This is a genomic window from Nocardia asteroides (assembly GCF_900637185.1).
Lineage (GTDB): Bacteria > Actinomycetota > Actinomycetes > Mycobacteriales > Mycobacteriaceae > Nocardia > Nocardia asteroides.
The window spans coordinates 6,140,102-6,166,834 of sequence record NZ_LR134352.1; the positions used below are offsets into that span (position 1 = coordinate 6,140,102).

Sequence of the window (26,733 nt, forward strand, 5' to 3'; positions counted from 1 at the left end):
CACATCGTGGGTCAGTCCTCCGAGTGGAAGGCCAGGTCGATCAGGTCGTCGAGATCGAGGTCGTCGATCGCGTCCGCCGGGTCGGCCGGTGGGGTGTCGGCGGGGCTGTCGGGTTCGTCGGTGAGCCGCAGCAGCGCGTCCAGCAGGCCCGCCTCGCGCAGGCGCGCGAGCGGGATGGTCTGCAGGGCCCGGCGGATGTCGTCGTCGGGCAGGTCGACCGGCTGCGGTTCGTCGCCGTCGGTGAGCTCCTCGTGCAGGTACTCGCCCAGCGCGGCGGGGGTCGGATAGTCGAACACCAGCGTCGCGGGCAGGGCCAGGCCGGTCGCGGCGTTGAGACCGTTGCGGAACTCGAGCGCGGTGATCGAGTCGAAGCCCAGGTCGTTGAACGCCTTGCCCGCCTCGACCACGGCGGCGTTGCCGTGCCCGAGCGTGTGCGCGACCTGACCGCGCACGAGGTCGACGAGCACGTCGAGCCGTTCCCCCGCCAGGGTGGCGGCCAGGCGGGCGCGCAGTGCCGCGGCCGTGCCGTCGGTGACCTTGCGCCGCGGCGTGGTGAGGCCGGCCAGCAGCGCGGGGGCGAAGCCCGCGTCGCGCATGACGTCGAGGTTCATCCTGGCCAGGACCGGGGCCGCCACGTCGAGCCGGGCCGCGGCGTCGAACAGGGCCAGGCCCTGGGCTCGGGACAGCGGCAGCATGCCGGTGCGGGCCATCCGCAGCCGGTCGACGTCGCCGAGTTCGCCCGCCATGCCGCCGTCCCACAGACCCCAGGCCAGTGACTGTCCGGCGCGGCCGGTGGCCCTGCGGTGGGCGGCGAGCGCGTCCAGGCAGGCGTTGGCTGCGGCGTAGTTGCCCTGGCCGGTATTGCCGAAAGCGCCCGCCGCCGAACTGAACAGCACGAACGCCTTCACCGGCAGGTCGGCGGTCAGTGCGTGCAGGTGCAGCGCCGCGTCGACCTTGGGGCCGAGGACGGTGTCCAGCCGCTCCGGGGTCAGCGAGGCGATCGCTCCGTCGTCGAGCACACCGGCGAGGTGGTACACCCCGGCCAAGGGCTGGTCACCCGGGATGTCGGCCAGGACGCGGGCGAGCGCGCCGCGATCGGTGACATCACAGGCGGCGAACCGCACATCGGCACCGGCCTCGGTCACCTCGGCCCGCAATTCCGCTGAGCCGGGCGCGGATTCGCCGCGGCGGCTGAGCAACAGCAGATGCCGGACACCGTGTTCGGCGACGAGGTGCCGGGCGAACAGGCCGGCCAGCGCACCGCCGGCACCGGTGATCAGCACGGTGTCGGCGGGGTCGTAGGCCGGCGCCTGCGCCGAACCGAGTGCGGCGGTGTCGATCCTGCGTAGCCGTGCGGCGTGCACGATCCCGCCACGTACGGCCACCTGGGGTTCGCCGGTGCCGAGGACCGGGCCTAGCAGCGAGCCCAGATCGCGGCTGAGATCGTCTCCGGGGATTCGCGAGGCGACGGAGTCCGGTGCAGGCTCGCTCGGGGCCCGACCTGCGCCGAGCAGCTCACCCGAAGGGCGACCGGAGTCGGCGAACGGCAGCGACTCGACCTGAGCCCGCTCGGAGTCGATGTCCACCAAGATGATCCGGCCCGGGGCCTCGGACTGGGCGGCGCGGACGAGGCCGCTCACCGCGGCGCCGGCCAGATTCGTGATGTCCTCGCCGGCTACCGAGACGGCGCCGGACGTGCGCACGACCAGTACCGAATCCGCGAATCGTGGTTCCGTCAGCCAGGACTGCACGGCATGCAGCACCTGGTGGGTGGCGGCGCGTACCGCGGCGGCGTCGTTGCCCGCCGGGCAGTCCAGGATCACGACGGGTGGGATCGTGTCACCCGGCTCGGCCCACGGTGCCGTGTCGATGGCGGTGCCGGACAGCGTGATCGGCGTCCAGCCGACGTCGAACAGCGCGTTGCCGACGGCGGAGGCACCGAGGACCAGTTGCGCGGGGTCCATCGGCCGCGAGGCCAGATGACGCACCGTGGCGACGGGCGCGCCCGCAGCGTCGGCGAGGTCCAGGACGACACCGTGCTCCCCGACCCTGGTCATCCGCACCCGCAGCGCGGTCGCCCCGGCGGCGTGCAGTGTCACCCCCGACCACTCGAACGGCAGCGCGAGAGCCGTTCCCGCCGTGGGGATCTCCTCGGCCAGCAGTAGCGCGTGCAGCGCCGAGTCGAACAGGGCGGGGTGCAGGCCGAAGCCGTCGGCGAGGCGGGCATCGGGCAGGGCGACCTCGGCGAAGACCTCGTCACCGCGTCGCCAGGCCGCGCGCAGCCCCTGGAAGAACGGGCCGTATCCGTAGCCCGCGGCGGACAGTCCGGCGTAGCCGTCGTCGATCGGCAGCGGCCGCGCGTCGGCGGGCGGCCAGGCGACGAGGTCGGCACCCGTGGCGGTGTCGGCCGGGCGGACGGTGCCTTCGGCGTTGAGGGTCCACACCGGGTCGCCGTCGTCCGGGCTGGAGAAGATCCGGAGCGGGCGGCGACCGGTGTCGTCCCGGTCGCCGACGACGACGCGCAAGGCCGAGCCCCCGGGCTCCTGGAGTACCAGCGGAGCCTGGAGCACGAGGTCGTCGACGGTGGCGCAACCGACCTGTCCGGCGGCGTGCAGGGCGAGTTCGACCAGGCCGGTCCCGGGGAACACGACCGCGTCGTGCACCCGGTGATCGGCCAGCCACGGGTGGGTCGAGGTGGCGAGGCGACCGGTGAGGATCACCCCGGCGGAGTCCGGCTGGGCGATCACCGCCGACACCAGCGGATGCCCGGTGGCGGTCAGGCCCATCGACCGCGCGTCGCCGCCGCCTGCCGTTGCTTCGGTCATCCAGTAGCGCGTGCGCTGGAAGGCGTAGGTGGGCAGGTCGACCCGGCGGGCACCGGTCCCGGCGTACAGCCGCGCCCAATCCACCGCCGTTCCCGCGACGTACAGCCGGGCGAGGCCGGTGAGCAGGGTCGCGGTGTGCGCGTGCTTGCGCACGGTCAGCGCGACCGCCGTCGCGGTGTCGAGGGTTTGCGCGACCATCGGGGTGAGGGCCGCGTCGGGGCCGACCTCGGCGAAGCGGGTCACGCCGAGTGCGGCCATGGTGGTGACCGCGTCGGCGAAGCGGACGGTGTCGCGGACCTGGCCGACCCAGTACGACGGATCGGTCATCTCCTCGGTGACCCGGGCGCCGGTCACGGTGGAGACCAGCGTGATGTCGGGCCGGTGGATGGTCAGACCTCGGACAACGGTGGCGAATTCGTCGAGCATCGGTTCCATCAGCACCGAATGGAAGGCGTGCGACACCGTGAGCCGGTGCGTCCGCCAGCCCCGTTCGGCACAGCGCTCGATCACGGCCGTGACCTCGGCGTCGAGACCGGAGAGCACCACGGACGCCGGGCCGTTCACCGCCGCGACGGACACCTTGGTGTCCAGCAGCGCGGCGATTTCGAGGACATCGGCTTCCGGCGCGCCGACCGCGACCATCGCGCCACCCGCGGGCAGGGCCTGCATCAACCGGCCACGCGCGGCCACCAGAGCGCACGCGTCGGTCAGCGACAGCACCCCCGCGACGTGCGCGGCCGCGATCTCACCGATCGAGTGTCCGGCCACCACATCGGGTTTCACACCCCAGGATTCGAGCAGCCGGAACAGGGCCACTTCGTAGGCGAACAGCCCGGCCTGGGTGAAGACCGTGCGGGCCAGGGCCGCGTCGTCGGACAGCGCCTCGGTGAGCGAGATACTTTGTCCCAGCTGCGGTTCCAACTGCGCCACGATGCCGTCGAAGTTCTCGGCGAACACCGGGAACGCGGCGCGCAGGTCCGTCGCCATGCCCGCCCACTGCGCACCCTGCCCGGAGAACACCAGACCGGCCGACCCCGTGGTCACCCGGCCGGTGATCACCCCCGCCGCCTGCGCGCCGGTGGCCAGCGCGCTCGCCCCGGCCAGCAGACCGGCACCGTCCTCGGCGAGAACGACGGCGCGGTGCTCGAAGACCGTGCGCGTGGACGCCAGCGAGAAGCCTACGTCGACCGGCTCGGTGTCCTGGGCCGCCGCGACCAGTCGCGCGGCCTGGTCGGCGAGTGCCTCGGCCGTGCGAGCCGACAGCACCCACGGCACGAAACCACCTGCCGGAACTCCCCGTTCGGTGACCGGATCCGCCACGGCGGGAGCCTGTTCCACGATGACGTGGGCATTGGTCCCGCTGATGCCGAACGACGAGACACCGGCCCGGCGCGGCCGGTCGGTGTCGGGCCACGGCACCGCCTCGGTGAGCAGCCGCACGTGCCCTTCGTTCCAGTCGACCTTCGTGGAGGGCTCGTCCGCATGGAGGGTCCGCGGCAGCACACCGTGCCGCAGGGCCATCACCATCTTGATCACGCCACCCACACCGGCCGCCGCCTGCGCGTGCCCGATATTGGATTTCAGCGAACCGAGCCACAGCGGACGATCCAGCGCACGGTCCTGGCCGTAGGTGGCCAGCAGCGCCTGCGCCTCGATCGGATCGCCCAATGTCGTTCCGGTGCCGTGCGCTTCGACCGCGTCGACGTCGACCGGCGACACCCCCGCATTGGCCAGCGCCTGCCGGATCACCCGCTGCTGGGACGGTCCGTTCGGCGCCGAGAACCCGTTCGACGCGCCGTCCTGGTTCACCGCCGAGCCGGCCAGGACGGCCAGCACCTGGTGACCGTTGCGGCGGGCGTCGGACAGCCGTTCCAGCACCAGCACGCCCGCGCCCTCGGACCAGCCGACACCGTCGGCGTCGTCGGCGAAGGACTTGCAGCGTCCGTCCGGTGACAGGCCGCGCTGACGGCCGAACTCCAGGAACATGTCCGGCGTCGCCATCACGGCCACACCACCGGCCAGCGCCAGCTCGCACTCGCCCGAGCGCAGCGACTGCGCCGCCAGGTGCAGCGCGACCAGCGAGGACGAGCACGCGGTGTCCACGGTGACCGACGGCCCTTCCAGGCCGAACACGTAGGACACCCGGCCCGAGACGAGGCTGCCCGCGGCACTGCTGCCGGTTCCGGTGCCCTGCGCGTAGTCGTGGTACATCACGCCGGTGAACACACCGGTGGCGCTGCCGCGCAGGGCGGCCGGGTCGAGTCCGGCCCGCTCCAGCGCCTCCCACGACACCTCGAGCAGAACCCGCTGCTGCGGGTCCATGACGGTGGCCTCGTTGGGGCTGATGCCGAAGAAGCCCGCGTCGAATTCGGCTGCCTCGTAGAGGAATCCGCCGCTGCGGGTGTAGGTCTTGCCCGCCTTGCCCGGTTCGGGATCGTAGATGCCGTCGATGTCCCAACCGCGATCCAGCGGCATCGGGCCCGTGGTGTCGCCGCCGGAGGTGACCAGCTGCCACAGGTCTTCCGGCGAGGCGACCCCGCCCGGGTAGCGGCAGCTCATGGCCACCACCGCGATCGGTTCGTCGTCGGCCCGCACCCGGCTCACGGCCACCTCGGCGACCGCGCCGACGCCGGTGAGCTGTGCCTCCACGAACTCGGCGACGACCTGGGGATTCGGGTAGTCGAACAGCAGCGTGGCTGGGAGTTGCAGCCCGGTCGCGGCATTGAGCTTGTTGCGGAACTCGACCGCGCCGAGCGAGTCGAAGCCCAGCTGCTGGAACGGCTGGTGCGGTTCGATCGCCTCGACCGAGGTGTGGCCGAGGATCTCGGCCGCGACGGATCGCACCAGGTCGAGCAGGGCACTGCCCCGGTCGGCGTCGGAGAGCCCGGCCAGCTTCCGCAGGAACGCCTGCCCCGCCGCCGTGCGGGTGACCCGCCGGACCGGCGCGGGGACGATGCCGCGCAGCAGCGCGGGGATCTGGTCCCCTCGGGTCCGCAGCACGGCCGGGTCGATACGCAGCGGAACCAGCTGCGCCGCGCCGGCGCCGAGCGCGGCGTCGAACAGCGCCAGTCCCTCGGTCTCGGTGAGCGGCGGGAAGCCCTGTCTGCGCATCCGGTCGAAGTCCCGGTCGGACAGCTCGGCGCCGAGGCCGGTGGCGCGCGCCCACATGCCGTAGTCGAGGGCGAGCGCGGGCAGGCCGAGGCCGTGCCGGTGCGCGGCGAGCGCGTCGAGGAAGACATTGGCCGCCGCGTAGTTCGCCTGCCCGGCGGGCAGTACCAGGCCACCGGCCGAGGACACCAGGACGAACAGCGACAGCGCCCGGTCGCGGGTGAGCTCGTGCAGATGCCAGGCGGCGTCGGCCTTGGGCCGGAAGACGTGCGCGAGCCGGTCGGGCGTGATCGAGGCGATCAGGCCGTTGTCGGCGGTGCCCGCCGCGTGCACCACACCGACCAGGGGGCGGTCGGCGGGAATCGCGGCGAGGACGGCGGCCAGGGCGTCGCGATCGGTCACATCGCACGCGGTGACGGTGACCTCGGCGCCGAGACCGGTCAGTTCGGCGACGAGTTCGGCGGCACCGGGGGCATCGGGCCCGCGTCGCGAGGTGAGCAGCAGGTGGCGCACACCGTGGTCGGTGACCAGGTGCCGGGCCAGGACCGCGCCGAGTCCGCCGGTGCCACCGGTGACCAGCACCGTGCCCGGCTCGATCGGCCCGTCGGCCGGGGCCGGGGTCCGGCGGGTGAGGCGCGGGACCAGCAGCGTGGTTCCGCGCAGGGCGGCCTCGGGTTCCCCGGTGGCGGCTGCCGCCGCGGCGGCGAGCGGGTCGCCGTCGGTGTCCAGGTCGAGGAGCTGGATGCGGCCCGGATGTTCGGCCTGGGCGGCGCGCACCAGACCCCACACAGGCGCCTGGGACAGGTCGACGGTGTCGTGCACCGCGTTCCGGGTCAGCACCACCAGGCGAGTCGCGGCCCACCGGGTATCGGCCAACCAGTCCTGGAGAGTGCCGAGTACGTCCGCCACGATCCGGCGCGCGGCTTCGGGTGCGGGGCCGTCGTGGTCGGGAGTGGTGAGCAGGACGACGTCGGGAACCACCGCGTCGGTGGCGTCCAGTTCGGCGGTCAGTGCCGCGAGATCCGGGTAACCACGTACCTTCGTGGTCTCCGTGGACCCCAGTAGCGCAACGCGATTCGTGTCGACGGCGGCTGTCGTGGGTGTCACGGCGACCCAGTCCACGCCGAAGAGGGCGTCGGCGACCCGGTCGGCGCCGAGCCGCTCGGCCGAGACCGGGCGCGACACCAGCGCACCGACCGACAGCACCGGGCTGCCCTGCTCGTCGGCGATCTGGATGCCGAACCTGGTGCCCTCCAGCGTGATCCGCACGCGGACCGTGGCGGCACCGGCGGCATGGACGGTGACCTGGTTCCAGGTGAACGGTAGCGCCGGGAAGCCGTCGACCCCGCCACGCAGGCCGTGGATGATGCCCGCGTGCAGCGCGGCGTCGAACAGCGCGGGATGGATTCCGTAGCCGTCGGCGGCGCGCGAATCCGGCAGCGCCACTTCGGCGAACAGTTCGTCACCGCGCTGCCAGGCGGCCCGCAGGCCCTGGAAGTACGGGCCGTAGCCGTAGCCGACCTCGAGCAGTTCGTCGTAGGCGGTGTCCACGGGTAGCGGCTGCGCTCCGGCGGGCGGCCAGGCCGTGAGGTCGAAGGCGGCGACCGGATCGGAGGGTGCCAGTATGCCTTCGGCGTGGATCGCCCACGGACCGTCGCCGGTCTGCTGGGAGTGCACGCTCAGGCGCCGGCGACCCGCGTCGTCGGCGGCGGCCACCACGACCTGCACCGCGACACTGCCCTCGGCGGGCAGGGTCAGCGGGGTGTGCAGGACCAGTTCGTCCACGGTGGGGCAGCCGAGCAGGCCGCCGACGTGCGCGGCCAGCTCGACGAATCCGGTGCCGGGCAGTAGCACCACGCCGAGCACGCTGTGATCGGCCAGCCAGTCCACCGTGTCCACCGACCAGCGGCCGGTGAAGCTCACCGCCCCCGATTCCGGATGTGGCACCGCGGCGCCCAGCAGCGGATGGTCCACGGTGTCCAGCCCGACCGCGGCGACGCCGCCGAGCTCCGCACCGATCCACGAGTTCGCCAGCGCCTGCTTGGCGTCGAGCCAGAAGCGATCGTGCTGGAAGGCGTAGGTGGGCAGGTCGACGCGCCGGGCACGGCTCCCGGCGAACACCCGCGCCCAGTCGAGCTCGGCGCCGGCCACGAACAACGCGGCGAGACCGCTCAGCAGGGCCGGTGCGTCGGCGCGCTCACGGCGGGCCAGGGCGGCCACCGCCGCGTCGACCTGGGTGAGCATCGGGGTGAGGACGGCGTCGGGCCCGACCTCGGCGAACCGGGCGACGCCCAGCTGGGTCATGGTGGTGACGGCCGCCGCGAAGCGCACGGTGCCGCGCAGCTGATCGACCCAGTAGCCGGGGTCGGTCATCTCCTCGTCGATCCGGTTCCCCGTGGCGGTCGACACCAGTTCCAGCGTCGGTGGCGCAAAGGTCACACCCGCCACCACCGCGGCGAATTCGGCGAGCATCGGCTCCATGAGGGCCGAGTGGAAGGCGTGCGAGACGCGCAGCCGGTGCGTGCGCCAACCACGCTCGGCGCACGCCTCGGCGACGGCGAGGACCGCGTCCTCGGCGCCGGACAGCACCACCGAGGCCGGGCCGTTGACCGCCGCGATCGACACCTCGCCGGTCAGCAGCTCCAGCACCTCGGCTTCCGCGGCACCGACCGCCACCATGGCGCCACCGGCGGGCAGCGCCTGCATCAACCGGCCACGGGCGGCCACCAGCGCGCAGGCGTCGGCCAGGGTCAGTACCCCGGCGACATGCGCGGCCGCGACCTCGCCGATCGAGTGACCGGCCACCACGTCGGCGCGGAAACCCCACGACTCGAGCAGGCGGTACAGCGCCACCTCGAACGCGAACAGACCCGCCTGCGCGAAGACGGTGCGATCGACCAGCGCGTCGTCGGCCAGCGCGTCGGCCAGCGACTCCGGCTGGGCCAGCAGCGGTTCCAGCCACTCGACGATGCCGTCGAAGTGTTCGGCGAAGACCGGGTACGCGGCGCGCAAGTCTTGCGCCATCCGCGCCCACTGCGCGCCCTGGCCGGAGAACACCACACCGGTGGACCCGGGCAGCGCGCGGCCGGTGACCAGGCCGGTCGCGGCATCGCCCGCGGCCAGCGCCCGGACGCCGGTCAGCAGTTCGTCGCGGTCCGCGCCCACGAGCACGGCACGGTGCTCGAACACGGCGCGGGTGGCGGCGAGGGAGAAGCCGATGTCGGCCGGATCCGGTTCGGACGCGGTCACCAGCGCGGCGAGCCGGGCAGCCTGCTCGGCCAGCGCGTCACCGCCACGGGCCGACAGCACCCATGGCACCACACCGGGCGCGATGATCTCGGGTTCGGTGGGTGAATCCGGCGGCGGCGGCGCCTGTTCCACGATGACGTGGGCATTCGTCCCGCTGATACCGAACGAGGACACCCCGGCGCGGCGCGGCCGATCCACCTCCGGCCACGCGACCGGCTCGGTCAGCAGGCGCACCTCGCCCGCGCTCCAATCCACCTTGGTGGACGGCTGATCCACGTGCAGGGTCCTGGGCAGAACGCCGTGGCGCATGGCCATGACCATCTTGATCACGCCGCCCACACCGGCCGCCGCCTGGGCGTGCCCGATATTCGACTTGAGCGAGCCCAGCCACAGCGGACGCGCGGGGTCGCGGTCCTGGCCGTAGGTGGCCAGCAGCGCCTGGGCCTCGATCGGGTCACCCAATGTCGTTCCGGTGCCATGCGCTTCGACCACGTCGACGTCGGCCGCCCGGACACCGGCGTTGGCCAGTGCCCGGCGGATCACCCGTCGCTGGGACGGGCCGTTGGGCGCGGTCAGGCCGTTCGACGCGCCGTCCTGGTTCACCGCCGAACCGGCCACGACCGCCAGCACCGGATGCCCGTTGCGGCGGGCGTCGGACAGGCGTTCCAGCACCAGCACGCCGACGCCCTCGGACCAGGCGACGCCGTCGGCCGCGTCGGCGAAGGACTTGCTGCGCCCGTCCGGGGACAGGCCGCGCTGCCGCGAGAACTCCACGAAGGTCTCGGGTGTCGCCATCACGGCCACACCCCCGGCCAGGGCGAGGTCGCACTCCCCCGACCGCAGCGACTGCGCCGCGAGATGCATGGCCACCAGTGAGGACGAGCACGCGGTGTCGATCGTGACGGACGGGCCTTCCAGGCCCAGGACATACGAAACACGGCCCGAGGCGATGGAACCGGCGTTCGCGTTGCCCGCGTAGTCGTGATACATCATGCCGGTGAAGACGCCGGTCGCGCTGCCGCGCAGGACCGCCGGGTCGACACCGGCCCGCTCGAACGCCTCCCACGAGCTCTCCAGCAGCAGGAACTGCTGCGGGTCCATGGACGCGGCCTCGTGCGGGCTGATCCCGAAGAACCCGGGATCGAATTCGCCCGCGCCGTGCAGGAATCCGCCCTCGCGGGTGTAGGTGGTGTGTGGGGTCTCGCCCGACGGGTCGTAGATCCGGTCGGTGTCCCAGCCACGGTTGATCGGGAAGTGGGAGGCGGCGTCGACACCGTCGTCGACGAGGCGCCACAGGTCCTCCGGCGAGCTCACTCCGCCCGGGTAGCGGCAGGCCATGCCGACGATGGCGATGGGGTCGTCGTCGAGGGACTGGCCGGTGCCGAGTTCCAGTTCGGCTGTCGCGCCGAGGAATTCGCCCGCGACGTGGTCGGCGAGCGCCTGCGGGGTCGGGTAGTCGAAGACGACCGTGGTCGACAGCGACAGGCCGGTGACGGTCTTGAGCCGGTTGCGCAGCTCGACCGCGCTCAGCGAATCGAAGCCGAGTTCGGAGAAGGCGCGACCGGGATCGACCTCGGCCACGCTGTCGTGGCCGAGCACCGCCGCGATGTGGGTGCGCACGGTGTCGAGGACCAGCTGGCGTTGCCGGTCGGTGTCGAGCCCGGCCAGCCGCCCGCGCAAGCCGGACGGCGCCGCCGAGGTGGCGGTGGCGCGGCGGGCCGTCGCGGGCGCCAGTTCCCGCAGCAGCGGCGGGAGCAGTCCGGCGTCGGCCTGGGCGCGGATCGCGGCGGTGTCGAGGACGGCGACGACCGTGTGCGCCGCGCCTCGGGCGACGGCCGCGTCCCAGCCGGCCAGCGCCCGCTCGTCCGGCATGGCGGTGAACCCGGTGCGGCTCATCCGGGCCACCTCGGTCTGCCCGAGCTGCCCGGCCATGCCACTGGACCGCGCCCACAGCCCCCACGCCAGCGACTGCCCGGCCAGCCCGCGGGCTCGCCGGTGGGTGATCAGCGCGTCGAGGAAGGTGTTGGCGGCGGCGTAATTGCCCTGACCGGGACCGCCGACGGTGCCCGAAGCGGACGAGAACACCACGAAAGCGGCCAGCTCGAGACCCGCCGTCGCCTGATGCAGGTGCCAGGCGGCATCGGCCTTGGGCGCCAGTACGGCGTCGATCCGCTCGGCGGTCAACGCGGCGACGACACCGTCGTCGAGCACACCGGCGGCATGGATCACCGCCGTCAGCGGCCACTGCTCCGGCACTTCACCGAGCAGCCCGGCGACGGCCGTGGCATCGGCGATGTCACACGCGACCACCCGCACCTGCCCGCCCAGCTCCGTCAGCTCGGCGCACAGCCGCTCGACCCCGTCGGCCTCCGGACCACGTCGGCTCACCAGCAGCAGCGACCGCACCCCGTGCTCGGCGACCAGGTGGCGAGCCACCACGGGCCCGATGCCACCGGTACCACCGGTCATCAGAACCGTACCGGTGCCGAAACTTGCAGCAGCCGTGTCTACTTCAGCGCTCGCAGTGGTGTGCGTGAGGTCGGTGGTGGGGCGGGTCAGGCGGGCGGTGTGGGGGATGCCCGCGCGGAGCACCGTTTGCGGTTCGGCGACCGCCGTGATGGTGGTGGCGAGCGCGGCGTCGATCCGGGTGTCGGTGTCGACCAGGATGATTCGGCCGGGGTCTTCGGTCTGGGCGCTGCGGACCAGGCCCCAGACCGCGGCGCCGGGGAGGTCGGTGAGGTCTTCGCCGGGGAGTGCGATCGCGCCGCGGGTGGCGATCAGCAGGGTGCTGGTGGCGAAGCGGTCCTGGTCCAGCCACGTCTGGACGATCGTGAGGACGCGGGCGAGTTCGGTGTGCGTCGCCGGGACGACGTCGGAGTCGGTGCCTGCCCAGCCGGTGCCCGCTTCGACGACGACCACGGGCGGGACCGGGGCGTCGGGGGCGAGGTCGTCCCAGTGGCCGAGGTCGGTGACCGGTGCCGCCGGGGCGGGGCCGGTCGGTGACCAGCGCAGATCCAGGATCGGGGCGGCCGGGGTGGCGGCGGCGCTCGCGGCGAGCTGGGCCAGCGGCATGCGGCGGGTGGTGAGCGAGCCGGACAGGACCGGACGGCCCTGCTCGTCCACGGCGGTGATCGTCACGGCGGAGCCGCTGGGCGTCAGGCGCACACGCAGCGCGGACGCCTCGGTCGCGGTCAAGGACACCGACTGCCAGGCGAAGGGCAGCACGACCTGCCCGTCCGCGAGCGCGAACGGCGACTCCCCCGCTGCGCTCTCCAGCGCACCGGCCATGAGCCCTGTTTGCAGAGCGGCGTCCAGCAGGGCGGGATGGATGCCGAATCCTTCGGCGTGTACGCCGGTATCCGGATCGACGGCGACTTCGGCGAACACCTCGGCACCGTCGCGCCACAGCGCGCGCACGCCCTGGAAGGCCGGGCCGTAGTCGTAGCCGTATGCCCGCAGGCTCTCGTAGCCGGTGGCGACATCCAGCGCGGCCGCGGCGGGCGGCCAGGCCGTGAGGTCGGGCGCCACCGGGCCGGGCTGCTCGGTCAGCCGGCCGCGCGCGTGCAGCAGCCACGGCCCGTCGTGCTCGTTCTCGGCCCGCGAGTAGATCGCGACCGTGCGCGTCGGCGAATCCGCCTCGGCGCCACCGACGACCACCTGGATCTGCACCCCACCCGACGCGGGCAGCACCAGCGCCGCCTGCAAGGTGAGTTCGTCGAGCACCGGGCATCCGGCTTCGGCCCCGGCGCGCAGCGCCAGCTCCACGAATCCGGTGCCGGGCAGCAGGATCGAGCCCGCCACCACGTGATCGGCCAGCCACGGCTGTGTCGCGATCGCGAGCCGTCCGGTCAGCAGCACACCGCCGGATTCGGGTTCCGACACCACCGCGCCCAGCAGTGGATGCCGCACCGCGCCCAGCCCCGCCCACGCGACATCGGCGGACCCGGCCGTGGTCTCGAGCCAGTAGCGGCGCCGCTGGAACGCGTAGGTGGGCAGGGGCACGCGCGTCACGGGCCGACCGGCGAAGAAGCTCGTCCAGTCGATATCGACGCCGACGACCTCGGCGGCCGCCACGGCCCGCACGAACTGCTCGACCTCGTCCTGGCCGCGCCGCGCGGCGGCGACCACCAGCGACTGCGCGTCGACCTCCGCGTCCAGGCACTGCCGGGTCATCGCCGTCAGCACCGCGTCCGGGCCGATCTCCAGGAATCGCCGCGCGCCCGTGGCCACCACGGCGTCGACGCCCTCGGCGAAGCGCACGCCCGCCCGCACCTGCCGGACCCAGTAGGCGGGGTCGAGGATTTCGTCGCCGGCCGGCTGCCCGGACACATTGGAGACCACCGGGACCTGCGGCCGGTGATAGGTCACCTGCCGGGCGACCGCCTCGAACTCGGCGAGCATCGGATCCATCCGATGCGAGTGGAAGGCGTGCGACACCGTCAGCCGGGTGGTCTTGCGGCCCGCGAAGTGCCGCTCGACGGCCGCCACGGCGTCCTCGTCGCCCGAAACGACCACGGAGGTGGGCGAATTCACGGCGGCGATGGATGCCGCGCCGGTGACCTCGGCCAGTGCCGCGACGACCTCGGACTCGCCGGCCGCGACTGCGAGCATGGCGCCGCCGCCGGGCAGCTGTCCCATCAGCCTGCCGCGGGCGGCGACCAGACGGCACGCGTCCGGCAGCGACCACACGCCCGCGAGGTGGGCGGCGGCCAGCTCACCGATCGAATGCCCGAGCAGCACATCCGGTGTCACACCGAACGATTCCCACAGCCGCGCCACCGCGACCTCGTAGGCGAACAGCGCGGGCTGGGTGAACTCGGTCCGGTTCAGCGCCTCGGCCCCACCGGTGAACATCAGCTCCTGGAGCGAGACCCCGAGCAGCGGATCGAACTCCGCGCAGATCTCGCCCAGCGCCGTGGCGAACACCGGAAACGCCTGCGCCAGTTCGCGGCCCATGCCCGCGCGCTGCGCTCCCTGCCCGGTGCACAGGAACGCCACCTTCCGGCCGACCGCCGCGGCGGCGGCGCCGTCCTGGGCCAGCGCCGCCAGACCGGTGATCAGCGCGTCGCGATCCGCGGCGACGACCGCACCCCGCCACTCCAGCCGGGCGCGCGTCGCGATGGACGAATAGCCGAGCTCCTCGACGGACAGGGTGGGATGTTCGATCGCCCACTCCCGCAGCTTGGCGGCCTGCGCCCGCAGCCCGGCCTCGGTCTTGGCCGACACCAGCACCGGCGTGACCGCGGCCGACACCACGGCGGGCGCGTCCTCCCCGGGCGGTTCGGCGGCGAACTCCGGCGCCTCCTCCAGGATGACGTGGGTATTCGTGCCACTGGCACCGAACGAGGACACCCCGGCGCGGCGGACCCGCTCGCCCGCGGGCCACGGCTCGGCCGCGGTCAGCAGCCGCACCGTCCCCGCCGACCAGTCCACATGCGGGGTCGGCTCGTCGACATGCAGGGTGGCGGGCAGCATTTCGTGCCGCATGGCCTGCACCATCTTGATCACGCCGCCGACACCGGCCGCGGCCGAGGTGTGCCCGATATTGGACTTGAGCGAACCGATCCGCAGCGGGTCGCCCGTGCGGCCGGTGCCGTAGGCGGCGATGAGCGCCTGCGCCTCGATGGGGTCGCCGAGGGTGGTGCCGGTGCCGTGCGCTTCGACCGCGTCGATGTCGGCGGGCGTCAGCCCGGCATTGGCCAGGGCCTGCGCGATCACCTTCTCCTGCGAAGGGCCGTTGGGCGCGGTCAGCCGGCTGCTGGCGCCGTCCTGGTTGACCGCGGTGCCCCGGACAACGGCCAGCACCCGGTGCCCGTGGCGGCGCGCGTCCGAGAGCCGCTCGACCACCAGCATGCCCAGCCCCTCGGAGAAGCCGGTGCCGTTGGCGGCCGCCGCGAACGCCTTGCAGCGCGCGTCCGGGGACAGCGCCCGCTGCCTGCCGAACGCGATGAGCAGCGTCGGATCCGACATCACCGTGACGCCGCCGACCAGCGCCAGCGAGGTGTCGCCCTGCCGCAGGGCCTGGCAGGCCAGGTGCAGGGCCACCAGCGAGGACGAGCACGCGGTGTCCACCGACAGCGCCGGTCCCTTGAGCCCGAAGGTGAACGACACCCGGCCCGACAGCACACTGGCCGAGACGCCCGGGTAGGCATTGCCTTCCGCCTCGGCGGTCAGGCCGGGCGAGCCCACGCGCGGCCCGTAGTCCTGATGGATGACACCGGCGAAGACACCGGTGTCGCTGCCGCGCAACGACACCGGATCGATCCCGGCGTCCTCGAACGCCTCCCATGCCGCTTCGAGGAACAGCCGCTGCTGCGGGTCCATCGCTTCCGCCGCGCGCGGACCGATCCCGAAGAAGCCGGCGTCGAATTCACCCGCGGCGTAGAGGAATCCGCCTTCGCGGGTGTAGATGGTGCCCGCCGCGTCGGGGTCGGGGTCGAACAGCCGCTCGAGGTCCCAGCCGCGGTCGGCCGGGAACGGGCCCACCGCGTCGGTGCCGCCGGCCAGCAGGTCCCACAGCTGCGCGGGGGTTTCGACGCCGCCGGGGTATCGGCAGCTCATGCCGACGATGGCGATGGGTTCGCTCGCTCGCTCTTCGAGCTGGTCGATGTGCTTCTTGGCGGCGCGGAGATCCCCGGTGAGCTTGCGCAGATACCGGCTGAGTCGTTCCTCGTTGCTGCTGCCGGGGTTGCTCATGCTGGGCCAAACTCCTCGTCGATCAGATCCAAGAGCTCACTGTCGGAATGGAAGGCGAGATCGTCGAAGTCGCTGTCCGACCAGCGTCCCGACAGGTGGGTGCGCAGGCGTTCGTTGACGCCGCGCAGTCCGGTGACGGTCTCGTCGTCGTCGCCACCGGCCGCGATGATGCGGTCGAGCAACGCTTCCAGGCGGGCGATGTCGTCGGCTGTCGCCGTCGCCGCCGGTGGTGGTGCGGTCTGCGGTGCCGCGACGGTGGTCCGCGACAGCAGATAGTCGGCCAGGTCGGCCGCGGTCGGGTAGTCGAAGGCCAGCGTCGACGGCAGCGACAGCCCGGTCAGGGTGGTCAGCCGGTTGCGGAATTCGACGGCGCCGAGCGAGTCGAAGCCGAGTTCGTCGAAGCCGCGGTCGGGGGCGATCTCGTCGGCGGAGGCGTAGCCGAGCACGGCGGCCACGTGTTCGCGCACCAGGTCCAGGACCAGGCCCCGGCGCTTGCCCTCGGGTACACCGGCCAGCCGTTCGCCGAGCGACGGTTCGTTGCTCGCGGTGGTGACGGCCCGGTCCCGGGTGCGGACGAAGCCGCGCAGCACGCCGGGAATCATGCCCGAGTGGGCTTCCAGGCGCAGCTTGTCGGCGTCGAGGTGCACCAGTGTGGACACGGGTTCGCCCGCGGCGAGCGCCTCGTCGAACAGGCGCAAGCCGTCGGCGCGGTCGAGCGGCGCCAGGCCGAGCCGTTCCAGCCTGCTCATGGCCACACGGTCGAGGGTGCCGGTCATGCCGCTGTCCTGCTCCCACGGCCCCCAGGCCAGCGACAGCGCGGGCAGACCCGCCGCGCGGCGGGACAGCGCGAGCGCGTCCAGGTAGCTGTTGGCGGCCGCGTAGTTCGCCTGCCCGGCCGAGCCGAGCGCACCGGCGATCGAGGAGAACAGCACGAACGCCGACAGCTCCCGGTCGCGAGTCAGTTCGTGCAGGTGGCGGGCCGCCTCGGCCTTGGGCGCGAACACCCGGTCGAGTTGCTCGGCGGTGAGGGTGTGCACGGTGCCGTCGTCGAGCACGCCCGCGGTGTGCACGACAGCCGTGAGCGCACGCTCGGCGGGAAGGCCGTCCAGCAGGGCGCGCAGGGCGTCGCGGTCGGTGACATCGCAGGCGGCGATCGTGACCTCGGCCCCGAGCCCGGTCAGCTCCGCCGCGAGTTCGGTTGCTCCCTCGGCCTTCTCGCCCCGCCGCGACACCAGCAGCAACCGCCGGACGCCGTGCGTGGTCACCAGGTGGCGGGCCAGGAGAGCGCCCAGTCCGCCGGTACCGCCGGTGATCAGCACGGTGCCGGTGCCGAACGACACCGGCTCCCCCGTCGGGGCGGCGACCTGTTCCAGGCGCGGTGCCAGCATCCGTTCGCCCCGGATCGCCAGCTGGGGTTCGCCGGTGGCGAGGGCGGCCCTGATCGTCGCCACCGGGACCGGGGCGTCGGCATCGAGCTGCACGATACGGCCCGGGTATTCGGTCTGGGCGCTGCGCAGCAGGCCGGCGACCGCGGCCGACGCCGGATCCGGAGTTTCCCCCGGCAGTCCCGTGGCGCCGGACGTCAGCACGACCAGCTGCGAGCGGGTCGTGCGCTCGTCGGCGAGCCAGTCACGCACGGTCCCCAGCGCGGAAGTCACCCGGTCGATCGCCGAATCACTGTGCGAGGCGTCGTTTTCCGAGTAGGCACTCGAATCACCGGGCGAGGCAGAGCTTTCCGACCATACGACGAGGTCGGCGACGGTCGCGGCCTCCGCGACGACCGGATACCGCTCCTCGATGCCGGGAACGTTCGTCTCCCCGAGTACAGCGGCGGACCCGATGCCGCTGTCGGAGCCATCCATCGCGGCGGAGCCGGGGACAGCGGCGGCCGGTGCGTCGACCGCGGTCCAGCGCAGTCCGTACCGGGCGGCCCGGCCACCGGCCAGATTGGCCCGGAACTGCTGGACGTCGTAGGAGCGCATGACCACTTCGTCGATCGAGACGACGGGGTTGCCGTCCTGGTCCACGGCGACCACGCTGATGGTCTCGCTGTCGCGCTGGATGGCCATCACCCGCAGCGAGGTCACCGGGTCGGTGGTGTGGAACTGGGTCGCGCCCCAGCGGAACAACAGCTTGCCCTCGGCGGGGTTGTTCTTCTCCTCGGTCCAGATCAGGCAGACCAGACCGGCGTGCATCACCATGTCGAACAGCGCCGGATGCAGCCGGAAGCGGTCGGCCGGGATGTCCGGGTTCAGGGTGACCTCGGAGAAGATGGTGTCGCCGCTGCGCCACGCGCCGTGCAGGCCGATGAACGACGGACCGTATTCGAGGCCGGCGACCCGCGCGACCTGCGCGGGGATCCAGGCCGGATCCACCGGGTCGGCCTCGACCGGCGGCCACGGTTCGGTGCGCAGCATGTCGGTCATGCCGATGTCGACCAGGTGCCGGCCGCTCATGACACCGCTGGCGTTGCGCGTCCACTCGCCGTCGACGGCGCCGGGCAGGCGGTAGTGGAAGGTGAAGGACCGGCGGCCGGTGGCGTCGGGTTCGCGCACCAGCACCTGCAGTTCGACCTCGCCCTCCTCCGGCGGCAGGATGGGTGCCTCGAGGGTGAGTTCCTCGACCGCGCCGCAGCCGATCCGCGCGCCCGCCACCAGCAGCATCTCCATGAGCGCGGCGCTGGGGACCAGGATGACGCCGTAGGTGGTGTGGTCGGCGATCCACGGATGGGTCCGCAGCGAGAGCTTGCCGGTGAACAGCCACTCGTCCCGATCGGCCACCCGCACCACCCCGGTGAGCAGCGGATGCTCGGACGGGGTGTCGCGCTGCTCGGCGCGGCCGGCGTCCAGCCAGAATCGCCGATGGTCGAAGGCGTAGGTGGGCAACGGGACTCGCGTCACTTGGTCCGCGGCGAACAGCCCGGTCCAGTCGACGGGCAGGCCCGCGGTGTGCGCGTGGGCGAGCAGGGTGAGCAACTGTGTCACCTCGGAGTGCTCGCGGCGCGCGGCCGCGGCGACCACCGAGCGTTCCTCGACGTCCGCGGGCAGGCAGTGCCGGGTCATGGCGGCCAGGACCGCGTCGGGCCCGAGCTCGAGGAAGCGGCGCGCGCCCGCGGCGGCGAGCGCCTCGATGCCCGGCGCGAAGCGCACCGCCCCGCGCACCTGCGCGACCCAGTACCCGGGGTCCAGGATCTCGTCACCGGCGGCGGCACCGGACACGGTGGACACCAACGGAATTCGCGGCGGCTGGTAGGTGATGCCTGCGGCCACCGTCGCGTACTCGGCCAGCATCGGCTCCATGCGCGGGGAGTGGAACGCGTGCGAGACGCGCAGGCGGTTGGTCTTGCGGCCCTGGTCGGCGAAGTGCCGTTCGACCGCGTCGACGATGTCCTCGTCACCGGAGACGACCACGGCGGCGGGCCCGTTGACGGCCGCGATCGACACCCGGTCGCCGAAGCTGGCGATCGCGGTCGCGACCTCGGACTCCGGGGCGGCCACCGCCAGCATGGCGCCGCCCGCGGGCAGCGCGTCCATCAGCCTGCCGCGCGCCGCGACCAGCGCGCACGCGTCGTCCAGCGACCACACCCCGGCGACATGGGCCGCGGCCAGCTCGCCGATGGAGTGCCCGATCAGCAGATCCGGTACGAACCCGAAGGATTCGACCAGCCGGTACAGCGCCACCTCGAACGCGAACAGCGCGGGCTGGGTCACCCGGGTGCGGTCCAGGATCCCGGACTCCGCAGCCACACCGTGCTCGTCGAGGAGGTGACCGGTGAACATCGCCTGCCGCAGGGACAGTCCCAGCAGCGGGTCGAACGCGGCGCACACCTCGTCGAGCGCCGACGCGAACACCGGGAACGCCTCGGCCAGTTCGCGTCCCATGCCGACTCGCTGGGCGCCCTGACCGGTGAACAGGAACGCGGTCTTGCCCGCGCCCACGGTGCCGGACACCACGCCGGGCGCGGTGCCACCCGTGGCCAGCTTCGTCAGCCGGGCCAGCAGGTCGTCGCGGTCGTCGCCGAGCACGGCGGCCCGGGTCTCGTGCTGGGCGCGGGAGGTCATCAGCGAGTAGGCCACGTCGGCCGCGTCGGCGTCCGGATGTTCGATCAGCCAGTCCCGCAGCTTCGCCGCCTGTGCCCGCAGCGCGGCCGGGTTCTTGGCCGAGATCAACCACGGCAGCGTCGTGCGTGGCCGCTCGGTCACCGGTGCGGTGACGGCCCGCGCCGGTGCCTCCTCGAGAATCGCGTGGGCGTTGGTGCCGCTGACACCGAACGAGGACACACCGGCCCGGCGCACCGAGGCACCCGCGCGCCACGGCTCCGCCTCGGTCAGCAGCCGGACCGCGCCCGCGCTCCAATCCACATGCGGTGAGGCGGTTTCCGCGTGCAAGGTCGGCGGCAGCGTCTCGTTGCGCAGCGCCTGCACCATCTTGATCACGCCGCCGACACCGGCCGCCGCGACCGTGTGGCCGATGTTCGACTTGATCGAGCCGATCCGCAGCGGCTCGCGCTCCCCACGGTCCTGGCCGTAGGCGGCGATCAGGGCGTTGGCCTCGATCGGGTCGCCGAGCGGGGTGCCGGTGCCGTGCGCCTCGACCGCGTCCACGTCGGCCGGGGTGAGCCCGGCACTGGCCAGCGCCTGGGCGATGACCCGCTCCTGGGACGGCCCGTTCGGGGCGGTGAGGCCGTTGCTCGCGCCGTCCTGGTTCACGGCGGTGCCGCGCACGAGGGCGAGAACAGTGTGCCCGGCGCGCCGGGCGTCGGAAAGCCGTTCCAGGACGAGCACGCCGACGCCCTCGGCGAACGCGACACCGTCGGCCTCGGCGGAGAAGGCCTTGCACCGGCCGTCCGGCGAGAGCCCGCGCTGCCGGGCGAAATCGACGTACAGGTACGGGCTGGCGGCCACGGTCACACCGCTGGCCAGCGCCAGCGAGCTCTCCCCCTGCCGCAGCGCCTGGCAGGCCAGGTGCAGCGAGACCAGCGAAGACGAGCACGCCGTGTCCACGGTGACCGCGGGTCCTTCGAGCCCCAGCACGTAGGCGACACGGCCGGAGATCACACTGCTGGTGGTGCCGGTGAGCCGGTAGCCCTCCAGGTCGCCGACCACCCGGTCGACATAGCCGGAGTATCCGGCGCCGGCGAACACACCGGTATCGCTGCCGCGCAGCGCGATCGGGTCGATGCCCGCGTCCTCGAGCGCCTCCCAGGACACTTCGAGCAGCAGCCGCTGCTGTGGGTCCATGGCCGAGGCCTCGCGCGGGCTGATCCCGAAGAAGCCGGGGTCGAAATCGCCCGCGTCGTAGAGGAATCCGCCGCGGCGGGTGTAGACGGTCCCCGGCTTGTCCGGGTCGTCGTCGTAGAGGCGGTCCAGGTCCCAGTCGCGGTCGGCGGGGAATTCGCCGGTGGCGTCGATGCCCGCGGCGACGAGATCCCAGAGCTGGTCCGGTGATTGGATGCCGCCGGGGAAGCGGCAGGCCATGCCGACGATCGCGATGGGTTCGTCGGCGCGTACCCGGCGCACCGGCTTCGGCGCGGGTGCGGACGCGGTGGGCGCCACGCGGGACTGGATCAGGGTCGCCACGGCCACGGGGGTCGGGTGGTCGAACACCAGGGTCGAGGGCAGTTGCAGGCCGGTGGCCTTGCCGAGCCGGTTGCGGAACTCCACGCCGCCCAGCGAGTCGAAACCGATCTCGTCGAAGCGCTGGTCGGGGCGGATGTCGGCGGCCGACTCGTGGCCGAGGACGGCGGCGGCCTGGGCCAGCACCAGTTCGAGCACTACTTCGCCGTGCCGGGCCTGCGGGACACCGGCCAGTTGGGCGCCCAGCGAACTCTCCGCCGCCGCCGCGGGTTGCGCGGCACGCGTGGTCCGGCGCGCGAAGCCGCGCAGGACCACGGGCACGGCGGACGGGTCGGTCTCGCGGCGCACCGCGCTCGCGTCGAACCGGATCGGCACCAGCCGAGCCTGCTCATGGGTCAGCGCCGTGTCGAACAGGCGCAGGCCCTCGGCGTGGCCGAGCGGACTCAGACCCTGCCGTTCCCAGCGCGCGAGGGCGGTGTGGTCGAGGCCGCCGGTCATGCCGCTGCCCTGTTCCCACGGACCCCAGGCCAGCGAGGTCGCGACCGCGCCGGTCGCCCGGCGGCGCTGGGCCAGCGCGTCGAGGAAGCTGTTGGCCGCGGCGTAGTTGCCCTGGCCCGCCGAGCCGAGGACGGTGGCGACGGAGGAGAACAGCACGAAGGCGGCGAGGTCGCGGTCCCTGGTGAGTTCGTCCAGATGCCAGGCGCCGTCGACCTTGGGCGCCAGCACCCCGTCGAGTCGCTCGCCGGTGAGCGTGGCGACCGTGCTGTCGTCGAGGACACCGGCCGTGTGCACCACACCGGTCAGTCCGGAACCCAGGGTGTCGAGCAGCGCGGCGACCGCGGCGCGATCGGCGACATCGCAGGCCACGACACGGGCCCGCGCGCCCAGCTGGGTCAGTTCCGCGACCAGCTCGGCGGCACCGTCCGCCGCGGGGCCGCGCCGGGAGGTCAGGACGAGGTCACGCACGCCGTGACCGGTGACGAGGTGACAGGCGAACAGCGCGCCGAGCCCACCGGTGCCGCCGGTGATCAGCACGGTGCCGTCGCCGAAGGACACCGGCGCGGCGGTCGTGTCGGCCGCGCGGGTCAGGCGCGGGACCAGGACCTGCCCAGCACGCACCGCGACCTGCGGTTCCCCGGCCCGCAGCACCACCGCGATCCGGTCGGCGTCCAGCGGTTCGGCCGGGTCCGCGTCGAGCAGGACGAACCGGTCCGGGTTCTCCGACTGCGCGCTGCGCACCAGCCCCCAGACCGCCGCCGCGGCGAGGTCGGGCGTCTCACCGGGCAGACCCGCGCCACCCGTGGTGACGATCAGGAGCCGGGTGGTCGACAGACGTTCCTCGGCCAGCCAGGCCCGCACCGTCGCCAGCGCCGCGTGCACACCCGCCCGGACGTCGGCGGGAGTTTCCGCGCGACCGGCGCTGCGCCACACGGCGATTCCCGGGACGGACTCGGCGGCCGCCAAGTCGGCGACGGATGCGTAATGCTTGTCGACGCCGGGAACGACCGTGTCCCCGAGCGCGACCGGCGACACGGCGGGCAGCGCGGACGCGTCGGCGGGCGACTCCCAGCGGACCTCGTACAGCCCCGCGGCGTCACCGGACACGGTGCGGCGGAATTCCTTCACGTCGTACGGGCGCATCACCACCGCGTCGACGGACACGACCGGATTGCCGTGGGGATCGATGGTCGCCACCGACAGCGTCTCCGCACTGGTGGCCACCGCGATGACCCGCAGCGCGGTCACCTCGGCGGGGAACCGTCCGTCCTCGGTGTGGAAACGCGCTCCGCCCCAGCGGAACAGGAGCTTTCCCGCGTCCGGATCGTGCTCGGACTCGCCCCACAGCAGCCGGGAGAACCCGGTGTGCATCACCATGTCCAGCAGTGCCGGGTGCAGATCGTGGCGGCCCGGGTCCGGGGCGGCGTCGAGGTCGAGGGCGATCTCGGAGAACACGGTGTCGCCGCGCTGCCAGGCGGCGCGCACGCCGAGGAAGGCGGGGCCGTACTCGAGTCCGGCGTCCTGCGCGATGCGGGCGGGCAGGCCCGCGGCGTCGAGGGTGTCGGCGTCGGCGGGCGGCCACGGTTCCGCCTGGAGTCGCGCGAGCAGCGCCGAGTCGCCGTCCCAGTGCGCCGCCAGCGCACCGGTCGCGTTGTGGACCCAGTCCTCGCCGGGCGCGGTACGGAAATAGAACTCGAACTGGCGCCGGCCCGAGCCGTCCGGCGCCTGCACCAGCACCTGCAGTTCGATCTCGGCGTCGCCGGTGGGCAGGATCGGCGCCTGCAAGGTCAGCTCGTCGACCACACCGCACCCGAGGCGACCGCCCGCCACCAGCAGGAACTCGATCAGGGTCGCGCTCGGGACGACCACGACACCGTAGGTCATGTGATCGGCGATCCACGGGTGGGTACGCAGCGAGAGCCGCCCGGTGAACAGCCACTCGTCGGTGCCCGCCAGGCCGACCACACCGGTCAGGATCGGATGGTCCCCGGCCGCCGCCGTGGTCACGCCGGTGGGCTGCAACCAGTACCGGCGCCGCTGGAAGGCATAGGTGGGCAGCGCGACCCGGCGGACTTCGTGCCCCGCGTACAGCGGCCGCCAGTCCACCGGCACCCCGGCGACGTGCAGCTGCGCCAGCGCGGTGACGCACTGGATCTCCTCGGCCGCCGACCGCCGCGCCGTCGCGACGGTCGCCGCCACCGGCTCGACCGCCGGATGCTCGGTCAGGCACTCCCTGGTCATCGCGGTGAGGACCGCGTCCGGGCCGACCTCGACGAAGCGGCGCACGCCCGCGGCGACGAGCGTGTCGATACCGGGCGCGAACCGCACCCCGCCGCGCAGCTGCCGCACCCAGTACTCGGGATCGGTCATCTCGTCACCGGCGAGTGCACCGGACACGTTCGACACCAGCGGAACGCGCGGCGCGTGATACGCGACGCCCCGCGCCACGGTACGGAACTCGGCCAGCATCGGGTCCATCAGCGCCGAGTGGAAGGCATGGCTCACCCGCAGCCTGCTGGTCTTCACCCCGAGCGCGGAAAGCTGTTGCGCCAGTGCCTCGATCGCCTCGGCCGAGCCGGAGAGCACGGTCGACGCGGGACCGTTCACCGCGGCCACCGACACCCGGTCACCGAAGTCGGCGAGGAGTTCGGCGGCCCGTGCCGCACCGACGGCCACCGCGAGCATCGCCCCACCGGCGGGCAGCGCGCCCATCAACCGGCCGCGCGCCGCCACCAGCGCGCACGCGTCCGGCAGCGACCACACGCCGGCGACATACGCGGCGGCCAGCTCCCCGATCGAATGCCCGATGAGCAGATCAGGTGCGACACCGAACGATTCGAGCAGGCGGTACATCGCCACCTCGAACGCGAACAGCGCGGGCTGGGTGTACTCGGTGCGGTCCAGCTCCCCGTCGGTGTCGGCGTGCATCAGCTCCCGCAGCGACCGCCCGAGCAGGGGATCGAAGTGGGCGCACGCCTCGTCCAGCGCGGCGGCGAACACGGGGAACGCGCGCGACAGCTCGGCCCCCATCCCCGGCCGCTGGGCACCCTGTCCGGTGAACAGGAATGCCGTGCGCTCGGGGGTCGCGGTCGCCTCGATCGTGCCGGGCGCGCCCGCTGCCAGCCCGGCCAGCGCGGCCAGCAGGTCGTCACGGTCCCGGCCGACGGCCGCGCCCCGCCATTCCAGCTGCGCCCGCGCATTCGTCAGCGCCACGGCCACATCCCGCGGGCGCGCGTCAGGGTTGCCGAGCAGCCACTCCCGTAGCCGATCCGCCTGGGCCCGCAGCGCCGTCTCGGACTTGGCCGAGAACACCAGGGCGACAACGTCGGTCGAGGCAGAAGGCGCGATCGGCTCGGTGTCCGCCTCGGGCGTGGGTTCCCCCGGAGCTTCCTCGAGGATGAGGTGGGCGTTGGTCCCGCTGGCGCCGAACGACGACACCCCGGCGCGGCGGGTCCGTTCCCCCGCGGGCCACGGCTCGTTGTCCTGGAGCAGCCGCACCGTCCCGGCGGACCAATCCACATGCGGTGTCGGCTCGTCCACGTGCAGCGTCTTGGGCAGCACGCCGTGGCGCATGGCCTGCACCATCTTGATCACGCCGCCGACACCGGCCGCGGCGGAGGTGTGCCCGACATTCGACTTGAACGAGCCCAGCCGCAACGGTGCGCCGTCGCGCTGATGTCCGTAGACGCTGATCAGGGCGCGCGCCTCGATCGGGTCGCCGAGCGTGGTGCCGGTGCCGTGCGCTTCGACCGCGTCGATATCGGCCGGTTCCAGGCCCGCGTTCGCCAGCGCCTGCGCGATGACCCGTTCCTGCGACGGCCCGTTGGGGGCGGTCAGGCCGTTGCTCGCGCCGTCCTGGTTCACCGCGCTGCCGCGCACCACGGCCAGCACCGGATGACCGAGCCTGCGCGCGTCCGAGAGCCGTTCCAGCACCAGCACTCCGAGACCTTCGGAGAACCCGGTGCCGTCGGCGGCCGCCGCGAACGCCTTGCAGCGGGCGTCCGGCGACAGGGCGCGCTGCCGCGCGAACGCGATCAGCAGCGACGGATCCGACATGATCGTCACGCCACCGGCCAGCGCCAGGGTCGCGTCGCCCTGCCGCAGGGCCTGGCAGGCCAGGTGCAGCGCCACCAGCGACGACGAGCAGGCGGTGTCGACCGAGATGGCCGGGCCCTTGAACCCGAGGCTGTAGGCGATCCGCCCGGACAGCACACTGTTCGACACGCCCAGGTAGGCATGGCCTTCGGTCTCGGCGCTGATCCCGGCCGCGCCGATCTTGGGCCCGTAGTGCTGGTGGATGACACCGGCGAACACCCCGGTCTCGCTGCCGCGCAACGACACCGGGTCGATGCCCGCGTCCTCGAGCGCCTCCCACGAGGCCTCCAGCATGAGCCGCTGCTGCGGGTCCATCGCCGCCGCCTCGCGCGGTCCGATGCCGAAGAAGCCCGCGTCGAAATCGCCGACGGCGTCGAGGAATCCGCCGTCGCGGGTGTAGATCGTGTTCGGTACGGCCGGGTCGGTGTCGAACAGGCGGTCCAGATCCCAGCCGCGGTCGGCCGGGTAGGCGCCGACGGCATCGACTCCGTCGGCGGTCACCCGCCACAGGTCCTCGGGCGAGCGCACGCCGCCGGGGTACCGGCAGGCCATGCCGACGATGGCGATGGGCTCGGTCGAGCGGTCGGTGAGCTCGCGCAGTTGCTGCTTGGTCTCGTACAGCTCCTTCGCGGTCTTCTTGAGGTACCGGCGTAGCTCGTCGTTGTCGGCCATCGGTGGAACTCCTG

The 26,733-nt window shown here is 73.1% G+C and carries 2 protein-coding genes; both read right to left on the reverse strand.

What is annotated here, in order from left to right; all coding sequences use genetic code 11:
- Positions 1–11 precede the first annotated feature (11 nt).
- The gene (locus tag EL493_RS32830; RefSeq protein ID WP_019048597.1) at positions 12–15,878 is read right to left on the reverse strand and encodes a type I polyketide synthase; all 15,867 of its coding nucleotides are present in this window, start codon (positions 15,876–15,878) and stop codon (positions 12–14) included.
- Positions 15,875–26,719: a type I polyketide synthase gene (locus EL493_RS28550; protein ID WP_019048598.1), complete on the reverse strand. Its 10,845-nt coding sequence runs from the start codon at positions 26,717–26,719 to the stop codon at positions 15,875–15,877. Before EL493_RS28550 ends, EL493_RS32830 begins: the two co-directional genes overlap by 4 nt.
- Positions 26,720–26,733 lie beyond the last annotated feature (14 nt).

Bases quoted from the DNA above. Each gene is read 5' to 3' on its own strand.
- EL493_RS28550 (WP_019048598.1), bottom strand. From the start codon at position 26,719: ATGGCCGACAACGACGAGCTACGCCGGTACCTCAAGAAGACCGCGAAG.
- EL493_RS32830 (WP_019048597.1), bottom strand. From the start codon at position 15,878: ATGAGCAACCCCGGCAGCAGCAACGAGGAACGACTCAGCCGGTATCTG.